21 protein-coding genes and 1 riboswitch are annotated in these 24,473 nt (G+C 42.6%); of the genes, 2 read left to right on the top strand and 19 right to left on the bottom strand.

Annotated features, from left to right (window positions below):
• Positions 1–13: 13 nt before the first annotated feature.
• The 3 genes from sdhB to LCD32_RS12460 are packed head-to-tail and all read right to left on the bottom strand — an operon-like array spanning position 14 to position 3,186.
• Positions 14–778, bottom strand: coding sequence for a succinate dehydrogenase iron-sulfur subunit (gene sdhB / locus LCD32_RS12450; protein ID WP_060781255.1), 765 nt, complete (start codon positions 776–778; stop codon positions 14–16).
• Position 779: 1 nt separating this feature from the next.
• Positions 780–2,540: a succinate dehydrogenase flavoprotein subunit gene (gene sdhA / locus LCD32_RS12455; protein WP_008345971.1), complete on the bottom strand. Its 1,761-nt coding sequence runs from the start codon at positions 2,538–2,540 to the stop codon at positions 780–782.
• A gap of 37 nt (positions 2,541–2,577) precedes the next feature.
• Positions 2,578–3,186: a succinate dehydrogenase cytochrome b558 subunit gene (locus LCD32_RS12460; protein WP_007501622.1), complete on the bottom strand. Its 609-nt coding sequence runs from the start codon at positions 3,184–3,186 to the stop codon at positions 2,578–2,580.
• Between the two features lie 283 nt (positions 3,187–3,469).
• Here LCD32_RS12460 and LCD32_RS12465 point away from each other — a divergent pair, with 283 nt between their 5' ends.
• The gene (locus tag LCD32_RS12465) at positions 3,470–3,913 is read left to right on the top strand and encodes a YslB family protein (RefSeq protein ID WP_008345974.1); all 444 of its coding nucleotides are present in this window, start codon (positions 3,470–3,472) and stop codon (positions 3,911–3,913) included.
• Positions 3,914–4,081: 168 nt separating this feature from the next.
• Here LCD32_RS12465 and LCD32_RS12470 read toward each other — a convergent pair whose 3' ends face one another.
• The 15 genes from LCD32_RS12470 to zapA all read right to left on the bottom strand — a co-directional run bounded on the left by LCD32_RS12470 (position 4,082) and on the right by zapA (position 20,958).
• The gene (locus LCD32_RS12470; protein ID WP_224563887.1) at positions 4,082–5,317 is read right to left on the bottom strand and encodes an aspartate kinase; all 1,236 of its coding nucleotides are present in this window, start codon (positions 5,315–5,317) and stop codon (positions 4,082–4,084) included.
• A gap of 131 nt (positions 5,318–5,448) precedes the next feature.
• A riboswitch (Lysine riboswitch) is annotated at positions 5,449–5,626 on the bottom strand.
• Between the two features lie 61 nt (positions 5,627–5,687).
• The gene (uvrC, locus tag LCD32_RS12475) at positions 5,688–7,460 is read right to left on the bottom strand and encodes an excinuclease ABC subunit UvrC (protein WP_046344170.1); all 1,773 of its coding nucleotides are present in this window, start codon (positions 7,458–7,460) and stop codon (positions 5,688–5,690) included.
• A gap of 140 nt (positions 7,461–7,600) precedes the next feature.
• Positions 7,601–7,915 (bottom strand): thioredoxin, encoded by a 315-nt coding sequence (gene trxA, locus LCD32_RS12480; protein ID WP_007501629.1) that lies wholly within the window; start codon positions 7,913–7,915, stop codon positions 7,601–7,603.
• 246 nt (positions 7,916–8,161) lie between these two features.
• Complete coding sequence (locus LCD32_RS12485) at positions 8,162–9,640, bottom strand: alpha-N-arabinofuranosidase (RefSeq protein WP_224563890.1); 1,479 nt, start codon at positions 9,638–9,640, stop codon at positions 8,162–8,164.
• 75 nt (positions 9,641–9,715) lie between these two features.
• On the bottom strand, positions 9,716–10,693 hold the full coding sequence (locus tag LCD32_RS12490; protein ID WP_017358243.1) for an electron transfer flavoprotein subunit alpha/FixB family protein: 978 nt from the start codon (positions 10,691–10,693) through the stop codon (positions 9,716–9,718).
• A gap of 44 nt (positions 10,694–10,737) precedes the next feature.
• A complete protein-coding gene (locus LCD32_RS12495; protein WP_060781258.1) occupies positions 10,738–11,511 on the bottom strand; it encodes an electron transfer flavoprotein subunit beta/FixA family protein in 774 nt (257 codons plus the stop codon).
• Between the two features lie 31 nt (positions 11,512–11,542).
• A complete protein-coding gene (locus LCD32_RS12500; protein ID WP_017358245.1) occupies positions 11,543–12,322 on the bottom strand; it encodes an enoyl-CoA hydratase in 780 nt (259 codons plus the stop codon).
• Between the two features lie 25 nt (positions 12,323–12,347).
• Positions 12,348–12,932: a TetR/AcrR family transcriptional regulator gene (locus LCD32_RS12505; protein ID WP_017367816.1), complete on the bottom strand. Its 585-nt coding sequence runs from the start codon at positions 12,930–12,932 to the stop codon at positions 12,348–12,350.
• A gap of 174 nt (positions 12,933–13,106) precedes the next feature.
• On the bottom strand, positions 13,107–14,816 hold the full coding sequence (locus tag LCD32_RS12510) for an AMP-binding protein (RefSeq protein ID WP_224563893.1): 1,710 nt from the start codon (positions 14,814–14,816) through the stop codon (positions 13,107–13,109).
• A gap of 100 nt (positions 14,817–14,916) precedes the next feature.
• Entirely contained in the window at positions 14,917–15,372 is a 456-nt protein-coding gene (locus tag LCD32_RS12515; protein WP_206115633.1) for an Imm63 family immunity protein, read from the bottom strand.
• Between the two features lie 162 nt (positions 15,373–15,534).
• A complete protein-coding gene (locus LCD32_RS12520) occupies positions 15,535–15,939 on the bottom strand; it encodes a DUF350 domain-containing protein (RefSeq protein WP_007501637.1) in 405 nt (134 codons plus the stop codon).
• Positions 15,940–15,953: 14 nt separating this feature from the next.
• On the bottom strand, positions 15,954–18,311 hold the full coding sequence (locus LCD32_RS12525; RefSeq protein ID WP_024718639.1) for an endonuclease MutS2: 2,358 nt from the start codon (positions 18,309–18,311) through the stop codon (positions 15,954–15,956).
• Positions 18,312–18,332: 21 nt separating this feature from the next.
• Complete coding sequence (gene polX / locus LCD32_RS12530) at positions 18,333–20,045, bottom strand: DNA polymerase/3'-5' exonuclease PolX (protein WP_035391182.1); 1,713 nt, start codon at positions 20,043–20,045, stop codon at positions 18,333–18,335.
• 114 nt (positions 20,046–20,159) lie between these two features.
• On the bottom strand, positions 20,160–20,693 hold the full coding sequence (locus LCD32_RS12535; RefSeq protein WP_025207758.1) for a CvpA family protein: 534 nt from the start codon (positions 20,691–20,693) through the stop codon (positions 20,160–20,162).
• 7 nt (positions 20,694–20,700) lie between these two features.
• The gene (gene zapA, locus LCD32_RS12540) at positions 20,701–20,958 is read right to left on the bottom strand and encodes a cell division protein ZapA (RefSeq protein WP_008345998.1); all 258 of its coding nucleotides are present in this window, start codon (positions 20,956–20,958) and stop codon (positions 20,701–20,703) included.
• Between the two features lie 134 nt (positions 20,959–21,092).
• Between zapA and rnhC the strand changes: the two genes are divergently transcribed.
• On the top strand, positions 21,093–22,016 hold the full coding sequence (rnhC, locus tag LCD32_RS12545) for a ribonuclease HIII (protein WP_035391180.1): 924 nt from the start codon (positions 21,093–21,095) through the stop codon (positions 22,014–22,016).
• A gap of 41 nt (positions 22,017–22,057) precedes the next feature.
• Here the strand turns inward: rnhC and pheT are convergent, their stop codons facing one another.
• On the bottom strand, positions 22,058–24,472 hold the full coding sequence (gene pheT / locus LCD32_RS12550; RefSeq protein WP_116307251.1) for a phenylalanine--tRNA ligase subunit beta: 2,415 nt from the start codon (positions 24,470–24,472) through the stop codon (positions 22,058–22,060).
• Position 24,473: the final 1 nt, after the last annotated feature.

Here is a 24,473-nt window from a genome sequence, read left to right on the forward strand (position 1 = left end):
ACTGAATGTGATGTTATTCTGCGTGATCGCTTCCGAAGAAGTTACGGAAAGCTTGTAATGTTGTATCTCGGTTAAGTGCTGCAATTGATGTTGTGAGCGGGATTCCTTTCGGACAAGACTGCACACAGTTTTGAGAGTTCCCGCAGTTTGCAAGACCGCCATCACCCATAATTTCTTCTAAGCGGTCAGACTTATTCATTGCACCTGTCGGATGTGCGTTAAATAAACGAACTTGTGAAAGCGGTGCAGGGCCCATAAAGGAAGACTTATCATTTACGTTTGGACAAGCTTCAAGGCAGACACCACATGTCATACACTTTGAAAGCTCATACGCCCATTGACGCTTTTTCTCAGGCATTCTTGGTCCAGGTCCAAGATCATATGTGCCATCGATTGGCACCCATGCTTTGACTTTTTTCAATGAATTGAACATACGGCTTCGATCAACCTGCAAGTCTCTCACAACCGGGAAAGTTTTCATTGGCTGAAGACGAATCGGTTGCTCTAACTTGTCGATCAGTGCTGTACATGACTGGCGAGGTTTTCCATTAATGACCATGGAACAAGCGCCGCAGACTTCTTCAAGACAGTTCATGTCCCAGTTGATCGCCGTTGTTTTTTCACCTTTTTTATTGACCGGATTACGTCTGATTTCCATCAGTGCAGAAATGACGTTCATATTCGGACGGTAAGGGATTTCGAATTCCTCATCATAAGGCTTGCCATCTGCTGTATCTTGACGTGTGATAATAAATTGAATCGTGTTTTTTTCACTCATCTTATTTCTCCACCTTTTTCTTCGAGTAATCTCGTTTACGAGGTGCAATTAACGATACATCGACGTCCTCATAGTGGAATGCAGGTTTTTGGTTCTTCCCTTTGAACGTAGCCATCGTTGTTTTTAGGAATTCTTCATCATTTCTTTCTGGGAATTCCGGTTTATAGTGTGCGCCTCGGCTTTCATTCCGGTTGTAAGCCCCAATCGTAATGACGCGTGCCAGCTGAAGCATGTTGTCAAGCTGACGCGTGAAGGCAGCGCCTTGGTTGCTCCATGAAGCTGTATCGTTGATGTTAATATGCTTATAGCGCTCCATCAGTTCTTCAATCTTCTGATCTGTTTTTAAGAGCTTCTCGTTGTAACGAACCACTGTCACGTTGTCCGTCATCCATTCTCCAAGCTCTTTATGAAGCACATATGCATTTTCTGTGCCATCCATGCTAAGGATGTTGTCCCATTTCTCCTGCTCTTTCTTCACGGCACTGTCGAATGTTGCAGATGATAAATCTTCTGCAGACTTTTCAAGACCGCTAATGTATTTCACAGCATTTGGTCCAGCAACCATTCCGCCGTAAATCGCAGAAAGCAATGAGTTTGCACCAAGTCTGTTTCCGCCGTGCATAGAGTAATCACATTCTCCGGCAGCAAACAAGCCTTTGATATTCGTCATTTGATCATAATCAACCCATAATCCGCCCATTGAATAATGAACAGCCGGGAAAATTTTCATCGGAAGCTTACGCGGGTCATCACCCATGAATTTTTCATAGATTTCAATGATTCCGCCAAGCTTAATATCAAGCTCTTTTGGATCTTTGTGAGAAAGATCTAGGTACACCATGTTCTCTCCGTTGATGCCAAGCTTTTGCTCCACACATACGTCGAAAATTTCACGCGTTGCAATGTCACGCGGTACAAGGTTCCCGTATGCTGGGTACTTTTCTTCAAGGAAGTACCAAGGTTTTCCGTCTTTATATGTCCAAACTCTTCCACCTTCACCACGAGCTGATTCACTCATGAGACGCAGCTTGTCATCTCCTGGGATCGCTGTTGGGTGAATTTGAATGAATTCTCCATTAGCATAATGAGCACCTTGCTGATAAACGATCGATGCAGCTGATCCGGTATTAATCATGGAGTTCGTTGATTTACCGAATACGATACCAGGGCCGCCTGTTGCCATGATGACAGCATCTGAACGGAAGGATTCGATTTCCATTGTCGTCAAGTTCTGCGCGACAATGCCTCGGCATACTTCCTCGTCATCTAAGACAGCACCAAGGAATTCCCAGCCTTCATATTTCGTCACAAGACCCGCTACTTCATAGCGGCGAACCTGCTCATCTAGTGCGTATAATAACTGCTGACCTGTTGTCGCACCAGCAAATGCTGTACGGTGGTGCTGTGTTCCCCCGAAACGGCGGAAGTCCAGTAATCCTTCTGGTGTTCTGTTAAACATTACACCCATACGATCAAGTAAATGGATAATGGACGGCGCTGCTTCACACATTGCCTTTACTGGCGGCTGGTTAGCTAAAAAGTCTCCGCCATATACCGTGTCATCAAAATGCTCATAAGGTGAATCTCCTTCACCTTTTGTATTGACCGCTCCGTTAATTCCGCCCTGTGCACAAACAGAATGCGAACGTTTCACAGGTACGATTGAAAATAGTTTAACAGCTGTTCCCGCTTCTGCTGCTTTGATAGTTGCCATGAGACCAGCTAAGCCGCCTCCGACAACGATGATGCTAGAATTACTCATTGTAGCCCCTCTCCCTCTTCTACTAATCTATTTCCTCTTAAACAAAAGCGAAAATTGCTCTTAGCCCTACATATGAAAGCGCTATAAATATACCTAATGTCACATATGTGGAGATTCTTTGTGAGCGTGGTGAAACTGTAATTCCCCAGCTGACAGCAAATGACCACAAGCCATTAGCAAAGTGGAAAATAGTAGATAAAACGCCGACAATATAGAAACCTAGCATAAATGGAGAGCTTAAAATATTCGCCATCATGTCATAGTTTACTTCAGCCCCAAGCTGCGCTTGAATGCGTGTTTCCCATACGTGCCAAGTGACAAAAATCAATGTGATGATACCTGTAATCCGTTGCAGTCTGAACAACCAGTTTCTTAAGTAACTGAAGCGAGACGTGTTGTTTTGTGCCGTAAAGGCTATGTACACCCCATAAACAGCATGATAGATCAGTGGTAAGAAAATCACGAACAGCTCAAGTGCATATCTGAATGGAAGCTGTTCCATAAAGTGTGCAGCTTTGTTAAACGCCTCTGGTCCATTCGTCGCAAAGTGGTTAATCACTAAGTGCTGTACTAAAAATAGACCGACCGGAATGACGCCAAGCAAAGAATGCAATCTCCGATAAAAAAATTCTTTGTTCCCCGACATTACTTTACCCCCTAGTAAAAAAAGTGCAATTGCTTGAAAATTGTCTTACCCCCGCTTCTTTCAATTGTAAGCACTTTATTCAAATTTATTGACAATTTCATTTTACTCCTATGTCAAAAAAGCGTCAAGAAACCGCGTACATAAATTAAAATTTTCCGAAATTTAAAAGTTTTAAATCAAAATTCGTTTTACTACAATAAGAATTTCTTAGACTTCAGGGAAAACTCTGTCATCATATGCCCACATAAGCTATAATAAATTGTTGAAAGAGGGGAGCCATACAATGAATAAATTCGAATCTAACTTAGAACAGCTAAAAGAAATTGAAGTCAATGGATTTGCCTACGAGCTGATACGCGAAGTTCTGCTGCCTGACATTCTTGGTCAGGATCATTCATCTATGATGTATTTTGCGGGTAAACTGCTTGCTCGTAAATTTCCTCAAGAGTCATGGGAAAAGATCCCCGAATTTTTCCATGATGCCGGATGGGGAACTCTCACGATGGTCCATTCTAAAAAACAGGAAATTGAGTTTGAGCTCGAAGGTCCACTTGTATCGAATCGACTCAGCTATCAAAAGGAGCCATGCTTTCAAATGGAAGCAGGTTTTATCGCTGAACAGATTCAGCTTCTCAATGAGCACGTGGCTGAATCCTATGAACAAGTAAAAAAGCGTGCTGATAAAGTCATTTTAACCGTTAAATGGGATTTAAGAGACCCTAGCTAACACTGTTTATGAAAGGCGATGACTTCGTGTCACGCCTTTTTTATATACCCTTCTATCATAGCACAGTTGGCGTACCGGTTTACGCACGTTTTTCTTTCTTCATATGCTGATGATTTCCAATATAAAAAAGAGGTGTATCTTTTCATGGGATACACCTCTTTTGAAGATTTAAGAATGAGCAGCGGCGCTCACCTTTGATAATTCAAACGCATCATGAAGGGCTTCTACAGCTTTCACCATATCTTCACGATCAACGACTGTTGAGACCTTGATCTCAGACGTACTGACCATTTTCACTTGAATGTCTTTTTGAGCTAACACAGCGAACATTTCAGCCGCAACGCCTGGGTTTGAGACCATACCAGAGCCAACGATAGATACTTTGGCTAATTTGCTTTCTGTCTCAATCTGCTCATAGCCAAGCGCTCCTTTATATTCTTCTAATACTTCAACTGTTTTAGACAAATCATCCGTTTTCACAGAGAAAGAGATGGAGGTCTGATTGGTGCTTGTGACAGACTGAATGATGATATCGACATTGATATTTTGCTTTGCAAGTGTTGTAAAAATCGTCGATAGCGTTGTTAAACCGCTTGAAAGGCCGCATACCGTCACGCGTGTCATCTGATCTTCAAATGCAATGCCTCTTACAACTAAATTTTGTTCCATGGATGATTCCTCCTCAATTAACGTACCCGATTCATTTTCAATACTAGACCGGACTTCTAGTGGGATTTGATAATTTTTTGCAAATTCGACCGCTCTCGGATGCAGCACACCTGCTCCTAAATTGGCTAACTCAAGCATTTCATCGTATGAAATTCCTGCAAGTTTTCGCGCAGACGGCACATAACGAGGATCTGTTGTAAACACACCTGGTACGTCCGTATAAATATCACATTTATTCGCTTTGAGTGCCGCAGCTAGTGCCACTGCTGTCGTATCTGATCCACCACGTCCAAGTGTTGTAATATGTAGATCATCCGCAATTCCTTGGAAACCTGCTACAACGACGACTTTTCCCGCACTCAGTTCTTCTTTGATTCTTGCTTCCTCGATGTCCACGATTCTTGCATTTCCGTGCACCTTCTCTGTTTTCATCCCAGCTTGCCAGCCTGTAAAGGAAATGGCATCATAACCTTTTGCTTGCAGTGCCATCGCTAATAATGAAATGGTCACCTGCTCACCAGTTGTCAGTAGCATATCCATTTCTCTTTTGCTTGGATCATCTGTGAGTTCTTTCGCTAGGTCTACTAGAACATCCGTTGATTTGCCCATCGCAGACACAACCACGATCACATCATTTCCTGCCTCGCGTTCAGCGATGACTCTCTCTGCGGCATTGCGAATTTTTTCTGTCGATCCAACAGATGTTCCACCAAATTTTTGTACAATTAGTCCCATGTCTACCACCCTTTTTCAAAAGATCACGTGTGAGAGAAGAGGCTGCGGAGACTGCTCTTTTCACTGCAAATAAAAAAGCAATGAGAGAACAAATCTCCCATTGCTTTAAAATCATCATCAAACGATGCAAACAATGAGATAGCCCTCCAAGAAATACATTCTTGACAGCCCTACATTTCTTCAATGTACAGCCAGCGAATAAAATGAGTGGATTTTATTCACTTCGGCGACGCTCCCCTTTCAGCCCTCTTCCTAGATCCCCTCGATCTCTGAAGGCTTACTCTTGAAGTTCGCACCTCTATCTTCAACAAACAACACGTTCATTTATTAAATTAGTCACATCTTAACAGACTTTTGGAAAAAGTACAATCTATTTTTTTAATGCCTCCATTAAAAGTTCAGCCGTTTGTTTTGGAATACCAGCGTCCTGAAAATCCTGGATAGAGGCTTCTTTCATCTTTTTCACAGAGCCAAAATGTTTAAGCAACTGCTTTTTGCGCTTTTCCCCGATACCTGGGACATCGTCTAAAATAGACTGGAATGCATTCTTCCCGCGCAACTGCCGGTGAAAACTAATCGCAAACCGGTGCACTTCATCTTGAATACGCTGCAATAAATAAAAGGCCTGACTATTACGTTCGAGCGCAACAATTTCAAGCGTATCACCCATCATCAGATTCGATGTCCTGTGTTTTTCATCTTTCACTAGACCTGCCACAGGAACAGACAGATTTAATTCATTTTCGAGCACATCAATGGCTGCGTTGATTTGTCCTTTTCCTCCATCGATTAAAATCAAGTCAGGAAGCGGCAGTTCATCTTTTAACACACGGGTATACCGCCTTCTAATGACTTCACGCATGGAAGCATAATCATCAGGCCCCTCAACGGTTTTAATTTTGTATTTTCGGTATTCCTTTTTATACGGCTTCCCGTCTTGGAAGACAACCATAGCGGAAACGGGGTCTGCTCCTTGGATATTGGAGTTATCAAAAGCCTCAATCCGATATGGCATATAAATATTGAGTGCATCTCCAAGCTGCTTCACTGCACCAATTGTTCGTTCTTCATCACGCTCTATAAGCGAGAACTTTTCTTTGAGAGCAATTTTGGCATTTTGGTGGGCAAGTAAAAGCAAATCCTTCTTCTTTCCTTTTTTCGGCTGATGAACATTCGTTTCAAGCAATTGCTCAATCAGCTCTTGATCGACGCTGTCTGGTACCAAAATTTCCTTCGGCAAAAAGTGGTTGTTTTTTTCATAAAACTGCCCCATAAACGTGAGAAATTCTTCCTCAGGGTCTTGATACATCGGAAATAGGCTGACATCACGTTCGATTAATTTCCCCTGTCTGATGAAGAAAACTTGGACACACATCCAGCCCTTATCATAAGCATAGGCAAATACATCACGATCGGATAAGTCACTCATCGTCATCTTTTGCTTTTCCATCGTTGAGTCAATGTATGCGATTTGATCTCTCAGCTCTTTTGCCCGCTCAAATTCTAATTGTTCGGCCGCTTCTTGCATCTTCTCTGTTAATTCTTTCTTGATTTGCTGATGACCTCCGTTTAGAAATCTTGTGATTTCATCGACGAGCTGCTTATTCGTTTCTTCAGAAATGTCATACACACACGGAGCAAGACATTGTCCAAGATGATAATAAAGACAGACTCGGTCAGGGAGTGTCGCACATTTTCTAAGTGGATATAAACGGTCGAGCAGCTTTTTCGTTTCTCTTGCTGCTTGTACGTTCGGATATGGACCGAAGTATTTCCCTTTATCCTTTTTCACATTGCGGGTGACAATCAGCTTAGGGTGACGTTCATTCGTAATTTTAATAAAAGGGTACGTTTTGTCATCCTTGAGCATGACATTGTATTTCGGGTCATATTTTTTAATTAAATTCAGCTCTAAAATAAGTGCCTCAATATTTGAAGAGGTGACAATGTATTCAAAGTCTTCGATTTCACTGACGAGCCGCTGTGTTTTGGCATCATGAGATCCTGTAAAATAAGAGCGGACCCTATTTTTTAATACCTTTGCCTTTCCCACATAAATGATCGTATTTTGTCTATCTTTCATTAAGTAACAGCCTGGTTGATCAGGTAAGACTGACAGCTTTTCTTTGATCAATTTGTTCATATTTTCATCCGTCCTTGTTTTCCGCTTTCACTCCTTCTAGTGTATCACGAACATTTGTTTTATACCACGATGAAAGAAAAGCGGCTCTCGACTATACGAGAACCGCTTTTTGAGATCATGCCACGCGGGCATAGATCGGTTTATAGATGTTTGTTGACAAGCTCAGCTAGTGCTTCTTTTGGTTTGAAACCAACAGACGTTTCGACGACTTCACCGTCTTTTAAAACAAGAAGTGTTGGGATACTCATAACGCCGTATTTACCAGCAGTTTCTTGGTTATCATCCACATCAATTTTAACAATTTTCATTTTATCGCCCATTTCTTGATCAAGTTCTTCAAGAACTGGAGCAATCATTTTACAAGGTCCGCACCAAGGTGCCCAAAAGTCTGCAAGAACAACACCTTCTGCAGTTTCTTGTGAAAATGTTGCGTCAGTAGCTTTTACGATTGCCATTATTCATTCCTCCAATGTAAATTATGCTTTTTAGTATAGCATCTACCAATGTGACTTGCGAATGAAATGCTTACGAATCATTTTTTATGAAATGAATTAAAAAACAAACCGTATAATCGCACCAATAACAACAATCGCACCAATGATCATCAGAATGGTTCTAAGCATATGACATAACTCCCTTTCCGCTTCATTTACAATGTATGATGCCCCAACATTCTTCTCATCAAACATTGAAATATGCGATCAAGCCAGATCGACGGTCAACATGACAACCGACATAGGCGGTAGATCAATAGTCAGCTCGCCGTGCTTAACAGCAAATTGCCGAAAGTCCGCAGGCTGAACGCAATGAGGATCATCGAACGTATTGTGCGCATTCATCCGATCAGCAGTCAGTACACGGCCAGTGACCTTCGTTTTTGCATCGATTCCCTCTATCGCAAGAGATACGTCTGCTTTTTCATGGGGATTCACATGACATAAACTAATATGCATCTTGTCAGATGACCGCGAGGCTGACACACTGACTTGAGGGATTTTTTCACCCCGGCGTTCATACGAAGGAGCATTCAATTCTACTTCAAGCGCTTCTTCTTCTTGATGCACTTGAAACATGTGAAATACATGATAGGTAGGTGTCAGAAGCATCTTTTCGTCCTGCGTCAACACCATCGCTTGCAGCACATTGACGGTCTGGGCAATATTCGCCATATGAATCCGCTGGCAATGGCGATGAAAAATATGAAAATGCAAGGCACAGACTAGAGCATCTCTTAATGTGTTTTGCTGATACAAAAACCCTGGATTTGTCCCCGGTTCTGGATCATACCATGTCCCCCATTCATCAATAATCATCCCGATTCGCTTATCTGGGTCATAACGATCCATGATCTCTCCGTGATCTACAACAAGCCGCTCCATTTCAGACGCCTTTTTCAGCGTTGTAAACCACTCATCCTCATCAAAATCGGTCGCTGACCCTTTTTTCTCCCATGTTCCTGGGACCGTATAGTAATGCAAACTGAGCCCATCCATCCACGACGCTGCACGCTCCATTAATACTTTTGTCCAATTCACATCATTTGAATTCGCACCGCATGCGATTTTGTAAATGCGCTGACCAGCAAATTCTCTCACATACGTTTGGTAGCGTTTATATAAGTCTGCATAATACTCTGGCGTCATATTTCCACCACATCCCCAGCTTTCATTGCCTACACCAACATACGTCAGCTCCCACGGTTCTTGTTTTCCATTTTGAATCCGCCAATCCGACATAGGTGTCCCTTTAGGAAATGTGATATATTCAATCCATTCTGCTAATTCTTGTACAGAGCCGCTTCCAACGTTTCCACAAATATAAGGCTCACATTCAAGTAATTCACACAGTCTCATAAATTCATGCGTACCAAATGCATTGGATTCAACCGTACCACCCCAATGGGTGTTTACCATCGGCTTTCGTTCACTCAGATCACCTACACCATTTGCCCAGTGATACTCGTCTGCAAAACAGCCACCCGGCCACCTCAGCACCGGGATATGTAAGGCTTGAAGCGCCTTTAGTACATCGGTACGAATCCCCTCAATATGGTCAATCGATGAGTCTTTCCCTACCCAAATGCCGTCATAAATTCCTCTTCCTAAATGCTCTTGAAAGTGTCCATAGATGTGTTTAGAAATGCGTCCAATCACTTCATTGACTTTTACTGTCCCATTCACTTATAAACCGCTCCTTTGTTTCGTGATAACATACAAAAAAACCCAGAATACCTAGGCATTCTGAGTGTATGAGCGTTAAGAATGGATATTCATCTTTTTTAACTCTTCATTTAAAAGCGGAACGACTTCGAATAAGTCACCAACTATTCCGTAATCAGCGATTTTGAAGATTTCAGCTTCTGGGTCTTTGTTGATCGCAACAATGACTTTACTGTTGGACATACCGGCTAAATGCTGAATAGCTCCTGAAATCCCGCAAGCAATGTAAAGGTCAGGTGTGACGACTTTACCGGTTTGACCAATTTGCAGGGCATAATCGCAGTAGTCAGCGTCACATGCACCACGCGAGGCACCGACTGCTGCGCCAAGCGTTTGGGCAAGTTCTTTCAGCGGTTCAAAGCCTTCTTTGCTCTTGACCCCCCTGCCTCCTGCGACAATAACCTTCGCTTCAGATAAATCTACACCTTCTGATGTTTTTTTAATGACTTCCTTCACGATCGTTCTTAGGTTTTGAATATCGACAGAAACTGGCGTCACTTCTCCGCTGCGTGACGCATCACGCTCCAGCGGTGCCACGTTGTTTGGACGGATAGTAGCCAAAAGCAGACGATCTGTTGAAATGACTTTTTCAAAAGCTTTTCCTGAATAAATCGGTCTAGTGAAAACAAGATGTTCACCGGTAACGCTTACATCTATTGCATCTGAAATTAAGCCAGTTTGCAGGCGTGCAGCTATTTTGGGTGACAAGTCTTTTCCGATCGATGTATGACCGAAGAGCACTGCATCAGGATTGACTTGATCTAATATTGCTTGAAGCGCCTGCGCAAAACCATCAGACGTATAATAAGAAAGATGCGGGTGCTCGACGATCATCACATGATCCGCTCCATAATAAAGCAGTTCATCCGCTTGATCTTTGACGTGATCCCCTATTAAAACGCCAATCACTTCACCGCCATCAGCCACCTCGTGAGCGGCAGCAATCGCTTCAAATGTCACATTTCTTAATTTACCGTCACGACTTTCTCCAAGTACAACAACTTTTTTACTCATCCTATAAGCTCCCCCTTGTTCTCGTGATATCGTAAAGTGGATGTTTAGATGACTTTTGCTTCATTTCTTAGCAGGTCTGTCAGTTCCTTGACCTGATCCTGAAGCTCACCGCTCAACACCTTGCCACTCTCTTTTTTCTCCGGTAAGAAACGTTCAATTGTTTTTATTTTATATGGCACATCGTCTTCATCTAGATCTAGATCGTCTAATTCCAGTTCTTCTAAAGGCTTTTTCTTTGCCTTCATGATGCCTGGTAACGATGGATAACGAGGCTCATTGAGACCTTGCTGCGCGGTGACCACTAGCGGGAGCTCGGCAGAAATCACTTCCACATCACCCTCTGCATCTCGCTCAATTGAAGCTGAGCCGCCGTCGATTTGAATACTTGTAATGGTTGTGACATATGGAAAACCGAGTAATTCAGCAAGACGCGGGGCCACCTGTCCAGACCCGCCGTCAATCGCTACATTCCCTGCTAAGATCAAGGAAGCTTCTTTATCCTTGAAATAGTGATATAGAATCGTAGAAGCGGAAAACTGATCCCACTCCTCCAAATCATCTTCAACATTTAATAAAACGGCTTGATCGCAGCCCATTGCAAGTGCTGTTCTAAGCTGTTTCTCCGCATCTTCATTGCCAACTGTCACGACCGTTACTTCTCCCCCGTGCTCATCCCGAAGCTGAATCGCTTCTTCAATTGCGTACTCATCATAAGGATTAATAATGAACTCTGCCCCATCTTCTTGAATAGCACCAGACTGAATAGAGATTTTCTCTTCCGTGTCAAACGTACGCTTCATTAAAACAAAAATATTCATTCATTTCTCCCCCTTGTGTCGTACTAATCCCTTATTCCCCTTTAAAATTCGGTTTACGCTTTTCAATAAAAGCTTGGATGCCTTCTTTGGCATCATTCGACTGGAACACTTCAGCAAACTTTTTGGCTTCCAGCTTCATTCCGCCATCATATGAGTACACTTTTGTCGCATTCAATAATTCAAGCACATACTCAAGCGTTTTAGGGCTTTTCGCTGCAAATTTCGCCGCCAATGTTTTCGCTGTTTCCAGCGCTTCTTCCTCTGTTTCCGCAAGTTTTGAAACAAGTCCGCAGGCAAATGCTTCTTCTCCTGTAATTGGCTCAGCTGTTCCCATCATTTCAAGTGCTTTAGCTGATCCAACATAGCGAGGCAGGCGCTGCGTTCCGCCGAATCCTGGGATAATACCGAGATTTAATTCCGGCAGTCCCAGCTTTGCATCTTTTGTTGCGATTCGAATATCACACGACATTGCCAACTCAAGCCCGCCGCCTAATGCTGCCCCGTGAATGGAAGCAATCACCGGTTTTGGACATTGTTCAATTCGTTCAAACACTTGCTGTCCTCTGTCTGCAAGGCTGGCATAATCAGACTCTTCCTGCAAGGTCGTAAATTCTTTAATATCAGCACCTGCTGAGAAAAATCTACCTTCTCCATGAATGACAATAGCTCTCACTTCACTGTTTTGTTCAAGCTGATCAAACATGTCATTGAGTTCAGTGAGAAGCTGAGAGGATAAGGCATTTGCAGGTGGGTGTTGAATCGTGATGAGTGCTGTCTGTTCGTCTTGGTGTAAGCTAAGTATTTTTTCCATGTCAATCATCCTTTTTCAATTGTCTTTAAGATTGATGTATTCCGTTTAAGAGAAGATCATGTACACTTTCTGCGAGTGCAGGCAGGTCATACTTTTGATCATTCATGACCCATGTTGTAGCGGTTTCATCAATCGTCCCAAATACCATTTGTCTCGCTAAGCGGACATCTAGATTTTGTCTAAATTCTCCGGTCTTCTTTCCTTCGGTTAAAATGGAGTCGAGCATATTTAAATACCCTTTCAGCACCTCATTGATTTTTTGGCGCAGTTCAAGGTTTGACTGCCTGAGTTCAAGCTGTGTCACAAGGGCCAAATGATGGTCTTGCGATAGCAGGCGAAAGTGTTCTCGAATGAGGAGAAGAAGCTTTTCTTTGGCAGACGGTTTCTTTTGAATATCGTTTTCCATCCGTTCGATGAATTGTCCCATTTTTTCTTTGAACAATGAGATCAAAATGTCCTCTTTGTTTTTGAAATAGAGATAAATGGTTCCGTCTGCTACCCCTGCTTGTTTGGCAATCTTTGAAACTTGTGATTGATGGTAGCCGTTCTCTGCAATCACCACAACGGCTGCATCAATAATTTGCATGTACTTCGGTCTTTTCTGCTTCAATGTGCTTCGTCCCTTTCTAAATTGAATGAGCATTCATTCATAACTTTATGTTAAAAAGAAACGAGTGATTTGTCAAGTGATGTTCTTCTTTCTTTTCAACCTTTAGCATACCAGAGCAGACACGTACAATTCAAATCATCCGGCCGCTTGACCGGATGATGCTGGTTCATTCTCTCATCGATCGACTGGTTCTTCTGTTGAAGATGATTGCTTTCTTTTTTCTTCTTCAATTAACACTCTGCGCAAGATTTTCCCTACAGCCGTTTTAGGCAGTGATTCCTTAAATTCGTAGACACGCGGCACTTTAAATGAGGCAATTCTTGTTCTAACAAAACGATCCAGTTCATCCTCTGTTACATAGGCATCCTTCTTCGGGACAACAAAGGCTTTTACTGTTTCCCCTCTATACGGATCTGGAATACCCGCCACAACAACTTCTTGTACAAGCTCATGCTCATAAAGGGCTTCTTCAACCTCTCTTGGGTAAATATTATAGCCGCTCGCGATGATGACATCTTTTTTCCGGTCTACGATATAGAAAAAACCATCCTCATCCATATACCCAATGTCTCCTGTGAAAAACCAGCCGTCTCTTAACACTGCCGCTGTCTCCTCCGGCTGATTCCAGTATCCTTTCATGATTTGAGGACCTTTGACGATAATCTCTCCGTGCTCATATGGCGCTTTGAGTCCACCCGTTTCTTCACAATAAATACCGGCATCTGTATTCGGCCAAGGGCACCCGATACTTCCTATTTTGTTCGCTCCCCATAAGAAATTGGCATGAGTGACAGGAGAAGTTTCTGAAAGTCCATACCCCTCCACCAGCCTTCCTCCTGTTAGTTTTTCAAAACTCTGTTTGACTTCAACAGGAAGAGCGGCCGATCCGCTTAAGCATGCGGTGATGGATGATAGGTCATACTTTTCAATATTCGGATGATGAAGCAGGGCAATATACATCGTTGGTGCTCCTGGGAACAGCGTCGGTTTCTGTTTTTCAATGGTCTTCAAGGTATCCGCTGCATCAAAACGCGGAAGAAGAATCATTTGATGACCTTCTTTGACTGCAAGGTTTAGCACGGTCGTCATGCCGTATACATGAAAGAACGGAATGATCCCAAGAATCCGCTCTTTTCCGCGGTTCGTTTTATACATCCAGGATGTACACATTTCTGTATTGGCTACTATATTTTCGTGTGTGAGCATGACCCCTTTTGGTAAACCGGTCGTTCCGCCTGTATATTGCAAAACTGCGACATCCTCTTTCGGTTGAAAGGATATTTGCGGAATCTGTTCTCCTGACGACTCTTTCATGATCTGTGAGAAATGATGAATGGAATCACTCTTCTCCACTTGGATGACCATGTTGTTTTTCCTTCGCTGGACAATCGGAAACAATATGTTTTTCGGAAATGGCAAGTAATCTTGTAATTTTGTGATGATCAAATGCTCCATACTTGTCAGCGCTTTCATTTTATAGGCCTTTGGATACAGTAGATCGAGAGTGATCAGCACCTTAGAGCCGCTGTCCTCCATTTGATATTCCAGTTCTTTCTCCGTATAAAGCGGATTGGTTTGAACGACAATGCCGCCTGCTATTAAAACCGCATAATAAGAAATCACCGATTGCGGGCAGTTTGGCAGCATAATCGCTACTCTGTCGCCTTTTTTGACACCGATGTCAATCAAGTGACTGGCTAATTTCAGTGCATCTTCTTGTAACTGCTGGTAGGTGATGTTTTTTCCTAAAAAATGAATGGCTGTATGCTCAGGTGCTGCCTCTGCGGAGCTGAATAAGTAAGATTGCAACGTTTCATTTGGGATGGTGAGTTCGTGGGGAATTTGATTCGGGTAATGCAGAAGCCAACGTTTATCTGACTGCATAAAAACCCTCCTTCCTGAACTTTCGTACTATTTTATTATAGCAAACTTTTCCTTATGGCTGTTTGCTTTTTTCAAATCGAGCTCGTTCCATGACACATCTTCATTTTTTCGCCGGTGTTTCTATAGAGGCTCTTTTCCCTTCATGATGCCACTTTTCGTATAATCCACCGATCTCACGAAATGACTCATGGACTCTCTCCACGATCTGTTTATGGATACTAGGGTCATTAGGTAAATGTGTGTGGATGTTGTCCACTTGATATTGTCTCATCATGTCTAGATACACAGTTAGAAAGATGGTGTCTTCTAAAATCCAATAAATGACTTCATCCGCCTCTTTTGTTCTTTTATGAAGCACTTTAATCCCTCGTTCATATTGAATAAGAAAATAGCCGGCTGGATCAATTTCAATATAGGGGCTCAAATCATCAAAAAAACCAGTCGTTTGAAAAGGACGTGCAATATACGGTTCATATATGTCTTGGGGAAGAGATGTCTTTTTGAGACAACTGTCAATGCGCTTTATGAGTTCGTCTTTTTGCAAGATTTGATTCATTCTGATTCGCCGCCTTTGATGAGTGAAAAGCTGTCAAGGTTTTCACTGACAGCTTTCTAGAATGTATTCTTCATTTTACAGGAACATGTAAACGGCACCAATAACCGCAAAAGTGCAGGCAACTACAATTAATACTTTGGCTAGTTTTTCCATGTCGTCTCCTTAAATGCCGGCTGCTACTACATAAGACAGCCCAACAGAAATAATGAGTGAAATAAACCCGACCGCTCTATTATCATTCTCAATCTCTTTGTCTACTTTAAATCGTGGTGTTAAAAATTCAAAAATGAAATAGCTGACGAGCAGCATCACAAAGCCGTATACGCCCCATCCGACCATTTGAAGAAGCGAGTTGTGCTGGGCGATGGAATGCTGAAAGACATTGGCAATCCCAAAAATCTTCCCGCCGGTTGCCATAGCAACAGCTAAGTTACCCCGCTGAATCTCTTCCCAGTTTTTATAGGAGGTCACGAGTTCAAATATGGTCAGAAATAAGACAAGACATAGGACGGCCACGCTGTAATAGGCGGCAATTTCCACAAGTTCATTTTCCCAAAAGGCTTTCATGCGTTTTCTCCTTTTTACTTTAATTCGACGATGGTGACGCCTGATCCTCCCTCGCCTTGTTCTCCAAAACGAGCATTTTTTACACTACGGTGCTGTTTTAATAATTCCTGGACCCCTTTTCTCAAGGCGCCAGTGCCTTTACCGTGAATGATCGACACACGCGGATAGCCAGCTAAGACGGCATCATCTAAGTATTTCTCGACTCTGCTTAAGGCATTCTCATAACGCTCTCCTCTTAAATCAAGCTCAAGTGATACATGATAGTCTTTTCCTTTGACCGCCGTGATGGCTTTCTCTTGTTTAAATTCCGGTGCTGATTTGATAAATTCCATATCTTTTTCTTTTACTTTCATTTTTAGAATGCCCATTTGGACACTCCATTCTTTGTTACCCGTTTGTTCGATGAGCGTTCCTTTTTGGCCAAACGTCAGCACTTTGACTTCATCGCCTGGCTTTAGCTGTCTTGCTGCTTTTTTCACTGGCTCTGGTTTTTTCTTACGGTCAAACTCAGGGACAGCTTCTTCAAGACGCTTTCTCGCATCAATGAGTTCATGTTCTTTGAACGAACGATGCTCACTTTTAATGGACCGAAGCTCTTGAATAATCTCTTCTGCTTCTTTTGTTGCTTGTTCAATCTTTTCTGCCGCTTTTTGTTCAGCTTCTTCCAGCAGTTTGTCCTTTTGTTCATTCCATTCAAGGATTTGTTTTTGCAATTCTTTATGGAGCTTCTCTGCTTCTTTTCTATAGAATTCCGTCTCATGCAGTTCTTCTTCTGCTTGTTTTTTGCTGTCTTCTAATGAAGCAATCATCTGATCGACTTCATTATGTTCCGCATGCATATCTGCTTTTGCACGGTCAATTAAATGATGAGGCAGTCCTAGACGCTTGGAAATTTCAAATGCATTACTTCGTCCCGGCACCCCGATGAGCAAGCGATATGTAGGAGATAAGGTTTCAATATCAAACTCTACACTCGCATTTGTGACGCCTTCTCGGTTATATCCGTATGCCTTCAGCTCAGGATAGTGAGTCGTTGCGATGACGCGCGCATTTGTTTGATGAACTTCATCTAAGATGCTCATCGCAAGTGCTGCACCTTCAGCAGGATCTGTCCCCGCACCTAATTCATCAAATAACACAAGTGAATTAGACGTCAAATGCTTTAAGATATCCACAATATTGACCATATGAGATGAGAATGTACTCAAGCTCTGTTCAATAGACTGCTCGTCTCCAATATCAGCAAAGACTTGATCGAATACAGCCACTTCTGATCCTTCTTCGACTGGAATATGAAGACCTGCCTGCGTCATCAGCGTAAGAAGTCCAAGTGTTTTTAAAGTGACGGTCTTACCGCCTGTATTTGGACCCGTGATGACGATCGTAGAAAAATCTTTGCCCAGCTCAATATCATTTGCCACAACCTGATCTCGGGGCAATAGGGGATGTCTTGCCCGTTTTAAATAAATCTCCCCTTGGTTATTCACAGTAGGTTTTGTGGCTTTTTCTGCTTTTGCATATTTGGCTTTGGCGAAAATAAAATCTAATGTCTGAAGTTCATTCACATTATGAAGCAATTCATCAATGTGCTCTGACACACTCGCTGTTAGCATTTGCAAAATCTTTTCAATCTCTTGCTTTTCTTTTAGGCGAGTTTGCTGCAAGGTGTTATTTAAATCTACGACCACCTGCGGCTCAATAAAAAGAGTTGCGCCTGAAGAAGATTGATCATGAACTATCCCTCCATAATTCGAGCGGTACTCTTGTTTTACGGGAATGACAAACCGATCATTACGAATGGTCACAATGGTGTCTGACAGCATTTTTGAGGCAGATTGTGAACGAATCATTGATTCTAATTTATCTCGCACTTTTGATTCTAGTGATCGTAACTGCGTTCGTATGGTGCGGAGGGCTGGCGTTGCGTGATCAAGCACTTCTCCATTGTCACCAATACAGCTTTCGATTTCTTTTCTCACGTCTGGCAGTAAAATCAGCGATTCTGCATATGTATGAAGACGGGGTATCTCTACTCCGTCCTCATACATAGAGGCGAGAAAGTGCTTCATGTTTTTTGTGGTATATAACAGCGCCGCAATTTCCATCAGCTCAGAAGGGCTTAATATACTGCCTATTTCTGCTCGTTTGACGCCTCGTCTAATATCCGTTAACCCGCCAAATGGCGCAGATCCTTTTAAACGAATCACATCTTGCGCTTCTGCTACCTCTTCTAGCAGATGCTGAATGCTCTCGATATCTGTGAGTGGTATTAAGTCCTGCGCTTTTTCTTTCCCTAAAGTCGAAGCAGTATAGGACATGACTTTTTCTTTTACTTTATGAAATTCTAATGATGCTAACACTTTTTGTTGCAGCATGGTCCAGCCTCCTAACGACTACCTGTCACGCGTTAAAAACTTTTTCATCTCATTGAGTGAAAATGTATTCACGACATTTGCTTTTGGTGTCCAGCCCTTTCTTGCAGCTGTGACACCGACGTCCATATGATCGAGCATGGCGATGTTGTGTGCATCTGTGTTGATCATGATGTTCACACCCGCTTCGTTTGCTTTCATTAAATGCTCTGTTTTTAAATCCAGTCTTGACGGGTTGCTGTTGAGTTCCAGTGCAGTGCCCGTTTTTTTCGCAAGCTCTATGAGCTGATCAATATTTAAAGCATAGCCGTCTCGTCTACCGATCAAACGGCCAGTTGGATGGGCAATTAAATCCACATGCTGATTATTCAAGGCATTTTCTAGGCGCTCCATAATGACTTCCTCCGGCTGAGAGAAGCTAGAATGAATAGACGCAATGACAAAATCCATGTCTGCTAGAAAGTCATCATCATAATCTAACGATCCATCCGGCAGAATATCCATTTCGACCCCTTTGAAAATGTGAAAATGTTCGAATTCTTGATTCAGCTTGTCAATTTCTTTTGCTTGCAAACGCAAACGTTCTTTTGTTAAACCGTTTGCTACTTTTAAATATTGTGAGTGGTCTGTGATCGCCATGTATTCATAGCCTTTTGCGATACATGCCTCTGCCATTTCGCGAATAGAAAAGGCGCCATCACTCCATGTCGAGTGCATATGAAGATCGCCTTTGATATCTTTTCGTTCTACAAATTGCATACTTTCTTTATACGAATCAATCTCTGCTCCGGTTTCACGAATTTCTGGCGGAATGAGCGGAAGTTGGAAATGTGCATAAAAAGCGCTTTCGTCTTCAAATGTTTTCACATCCCCAGTTTCGATCGTTTCAACCCCATATTCACTAATACGCTCACCGCGCTCCTTCGCAAGCTGTCGCATACGAATGTTATGATCTTTTGAGCCAGTGAAATGGTGCAGCGTTGTTGCAAATTGGTCTGTTGTCACAAGCCGGAAATCTACACTGATTTCAAAATCAAGTGCAAGCATGACAGATACCTTCGTATCACCGCTCGCAATGACATCTTTGACATCATCAAGAGCAACAAGTTGTTCTCTCACTTGTTCAGGGTTATCAGTCGCAATGATGTAATCTAAATCTTTAACCGTTTCACGCGCACGTCTTAAACTGCCCGCTCTTGAAAAACGGATGATTCCCTCCATCTGTTCCAGCGCATCATCAATTCGTTCTGCCACATCTAATGCAAAGCCAATTGGCAGTCGTTCTGGCTGCTTTCCCGCCTCCTCAAGAGCGGCAAGAATCTTTTCTTCTGTTTTTTTGCCAAACCCAGCAAGCGTTTGTACTTTTTCCGCTTCACATGCTTCTTTTAACGACTGTGCATCGTGAACACCAAGCTCTTGGTAGAGCTTAGCAATCTTCTTCCCGCCGAGTCCTTGCAATTTTAAGAGCGGGACAAGTCCTTCAGGCACTTCTTTTTTTAATTGTTCGAGTGTTTCAGACTGTCCTTTTTCGATATACTCTGTGATCACAGCAAAGGTTCCTTTTCCAATGCCGGGTAATGCTAATAGGTCATCTATTTGAGAAAGACTGCGGTCATCTTGTTCCAGTGCCGCAGCTGCTTTACGAAAGGCAGAAATTTTAAAAGGATTATCTCCTTTTAGCTCCATATAAACTGCAATTGTTTCAAGAAGTTTGATAATATCTTTTTTATTCATCTCTCATCCTCCAGCCGCTTTGGCATCTTCCTATATAAATATACAAACTTTCCCTTCATCCGACAACTTTCTGTCATGGAATGAGAAAAAACTTCTCCAAGAAAGGAGAAGTTCTTAAACTCCATACGTCGACCAGAGGTCTTTGACAAGACCGGACAGGTAAGGGGTGCTATTTACGATCACATCTGCTAACATTGATTTGCTCATCATCGTTTGAAGCGCATCGACTGGAAGTAATGCGGCCACAAACAATAGAATAAACACAAATAGATAGGTTTCAAGAAATCCTAAAACAGCGCCAAGCAGTTTGTTGACCTGTTTAATCACAGGGATACTTGCAATGGTTGTGAGCAATCCGCCGATGATAGCGAGCAGGATTTTGGTCAAGATAAACAGAATGATAAACGCAATGGTATTATAATAAGCTGTTTCTAGATTCCCACTAAAGAAAGCAAGCTGCGCTTGACCGCCGCTAAAATTAGGTGCTGGAATCCACGTAAGCTGTGGTGCAAGTGACTGATAAAACAGAGAAGCCACTAAAATAGAAACAACAAAGCTAATCAATTTAATAAATTGAAGAATAAACCCGCGTTTTAGACCGACAAGCGTTCCCATAAGAAGCAAAAACAAAATGATGATATCGATCACGGTAATTTCATTCCTTTTCTTTTAGATGAAGCTCTAGTTTTTCGTATTGCTCTTTTAATTTCAAGTAGTCGTGGACGACATTGACTGCTGTCAGTACAGCTAATTTGTTTATATCAAGGTATGGATTTTTTTCATTGATTTCTCTCATTTTATCATCAACAATTGAAGCAACATGTCGCATATGCATCTTCGTTTCTTGACCGATGATCGTATAGGACTGTCCGTAAATCTCAACTGTTGTTTTCGTTTTACCGCCGTCAGACAACGTTTCTCCTCCATTCCACGAGAATCCTAGTCTCTATCATAACATGTTTAGACATTGAATGGAAAGACGAGCCCTTCCCTGTTATGGTACACTTTAGAAATCAATGATATCAAGGTAAAAAGGAGTTATCCACTGTGCCCCAATCCGTCTTAAAAGCAACATCAGAAGACATGAAAAAAATGAAGAGCGTGTACGCTCAGCATTTAACTGACACTTTGCCGCCAGGCGCTCTATTTCAAGCAAAGGTTCCCGGCTGTACGATTACAGCTTACAAATCTGGAAAAGTGCTGTTCCAAGGACAAAAGGCAGAAGCTGAAGCGAGTCAGTTCAACCATTTACAAGCAGCTGAAACAAAAAGCAAAAAAACACCATCCATCACACAGTACAGCCCACCACCCGGCATCGCTTCCATGTCGGTTATTGGCTCAGATGAGGTCGGTACTGGCGATTATTTTGGACCCATTACGGTCTGTGCGGCTTATGTTGATTCCAGTCAGCTTGCTCTCATGAAAGAGCTCGGGGTGAAAGACTCAAAAGGACTAAAAGATCCGCAGATTATCAACATTGCCAAAGACTTGATCAAAACCATCCCGTTCAGCCTTCTCGTGCTTCGGAATGAAAAATACAATGCGATGCAAGAAAAGGGCATGAGCCAAGGGAAAATGAAGGCACTGCTTCATAACCAAGTCATCACCTCCGTGCTAGAAAAACTGGATGGCAAGAAACCAGAAGCCATTCTCATTGACCAATTTGCCGAACCAGGCATTTATTTCAGGCACCTTGCGGGGAAAAAGATCATTCGGGAGCGTACATATTTTAGTACGAAAGCAGAAGGCATCCACTTATCGGTTGCTGCAGCTTCTATTATTGCAAGGTATGCTTTTTTAATTGAAATGGATAAATTATCAAAAGCAGCGGGCTTTGACATTCCAAAAGGAGCCGGTCCGCATGTTGACAAAGCGGCAGCAAAGCTGATGAAACAGCACGGCGAAGAGGCTTTACGCCAATTTACAAAACTTCATTTTGCCAACACCCAAAAAGCGAAAAAATGGTTATAATCAAAAAAGAGCTATCGCCCATAAAGCGATAGCTCTTTTTATTATCCGCGCAAGACAGCTTGATACGTATCTTCTAATGCTTTCAATACGTTTGTATGAACAGCCGTGACTTCTTCCTCGGTCAACGTTTGTTCTGGGTTTAAATACTGCAGAGAGAATGCAACAGATTTCTTACCTTCTTCCATATGCTCACCCTCATACACATCAAAGACGGAAAGATCTGTGAGCAATTGGCCGCCAGCTTCATAAATGACTTGCTCCAGCTGTCCGCTTGAAATATGCTGATCGACGACAAGTGCGATGTCTCTTGTCACTGCTGGGAATCTCGGAATTGCCGTATATTTCATATCCTCTGTTTCAGACGTCATCACATCTGTTAAATCAAATTCAAATACATACGTTTCTTTTAAATCTAATTCCTTTTCCACTACTGGATGAAGTGCAGCTACAAAGCCAATCACTTTTCCATTTAAATGAACATCGGCTGTACGTCCTGGGTGAAGGCCCTCACGCTCTGCTTGAACATACGTGATCTCTTCTGATACACCAAGCTTTTCAAACAGCCCTTCTGCAATACCCTTCGCAACATAAAAATCGACAGCTTTTTTCTCGCCCTGCCAAAGATTTTTATGCCAAAGACCTGTTAACGCACCTGCCACATGCTCTTTCTCTACTGGTTTTGCGCCTTCCGTTTCCGCTAAGAAAACAGAACCTGTTTCGTAAAAGGCAAAAGAATCAGCTTGTCTTGCTAAGTTATATGCGACAGAATCAAGTAAGTTTGGCAGAAGGCTTTGTCTCAGCACACTTCGTTCCTCACTCATCGGCAAGGAAAGTCTTGTTTGATAAGCTGGATTTAAAGCAAAGGCTGTGGACTTATGCTGATTCGTTAATGAATACGTAATCGCTTGAGAAAGCCCTGCGCCCTCTAAGAAACGTCTCACCTTTCTGCGCTTCACTTGGTATGGCGTAAGACCACCAACGGTACCAGCTGTCGCAGGGAGTGTAGATGGAATATTGTCGTAGCCGTATAATCTCGCGACTTCTTCAATGAGGTCTTCTTCAATCGTAATATCCATTCTGCGGGAAGGAACCGTTACGACAAGCACATCATTTGATTCGCCCACTGTAAAGCCTAGTTTGTTGAAAATCTGAATCATATCTTCTTTTGAAATGCTCATGCCAAGCACCTTGTTCACACGCTCAGTTGATACGTGGATGACATTCATACTTGTTTCAAGGTGATTTTCCTCAACTGTACCGCTTAGCACTTCGCCGCCTGCATAGGTGCTGATCAATTGCGCTGCTCTTTCGGCTGCTGATTTCGTCCGCTGCGGATCGAGCCCTTTTTCAAATCGTGTGCTTGATTCACTGCGAAGCCCTAAGTCTTTAGATGCTTGACGGACGGTTTGACCGTTGAAATATGCCGCTTCTAAAAGAATCGTTGCCGTCTCATCACGCACCTCTGATTCAAAACCGCCCATGACACCTGCAACAGCATGCGCTTTTGTGCCATTTGTAATGACAAGATGCTTCGAAGACAATGTACGTTCTTGTTCATCCAGAGTTTGAATCATTTCATTTTCAGCCGCTTTTCGTACGACCACCTGCTTTGAACCAAAGCGGTCATAATCAAAGGCGTGTAGAGGTTGACCGTATTCAAGTAAGACAAAATTCGTAATATCCACGACGTTGTTAATTGGGCGGATACCTGCATTCATCAATCTTGTTTGCATCCAAAGTGGTGCTGGCCCAATCTTTACATTTTTAATGATCTTCGCTGCATAAAGTGGATTCGCTTCTTGATCCTCAATTTTAACAGAAATATAGTCTGCTGCTTTTTCAGAAGAAGTGTCATGCGCTGTATCAGGAAGCTTGATGTCTCTCCCTAAAATGGCGGCAACCTCATAAGCGACACCTAGCATATTAAGGGCATCGGCACGGTTTGGTGTTAAGCCAAGCTCAAGTACCGCGTCATCTAATTGAAGCGCTTGAAGGGCATCATCTCCTGGTTTCACGTCATTCGGGAAAACAAAGATGCCTTCTGCATATTCTTTTGGTACGAGCTTGCTCTCTACGCCTAATTCTTGCAGAGAACAAATCATGCCATGAGACTCTTCACCGCGCAGTTTTGCTTTTTTAATTTTAAAGTTTCCAGGAAGGACTGCACCAACCGTTGCGACAGCCACATGCTGTCCTTTATCCACATTTGGAGCCCCGCATATAATTTGCACCGGTGCGTCTTCGCCGATATCAACAAGACATTTGTTTAATTTATCCGCATTCGGATGCTGTTCACGTTCAATGACGTGTCCAACGACAACGCCTTTGATGCCTTCGCCTTTATACTCAACGGCTTCCACTTCAATTCCGCTTCTTGTGATTTTCTCTGCTAATTCATCCGGCTTGATGCCTTCTAAATCGACATAGTCCTCTAACCATTTATATGAAACAAACATG

It is taken from the genome of Bacillus sp. RSS_NA_20 (assembly GCF_020165915.1).
Classification (GTDB): Bacteria; Bacillota; Bacilli; order Bacillales; family Bacillaceae; genus Bacillus; species Bacillus altitudinis.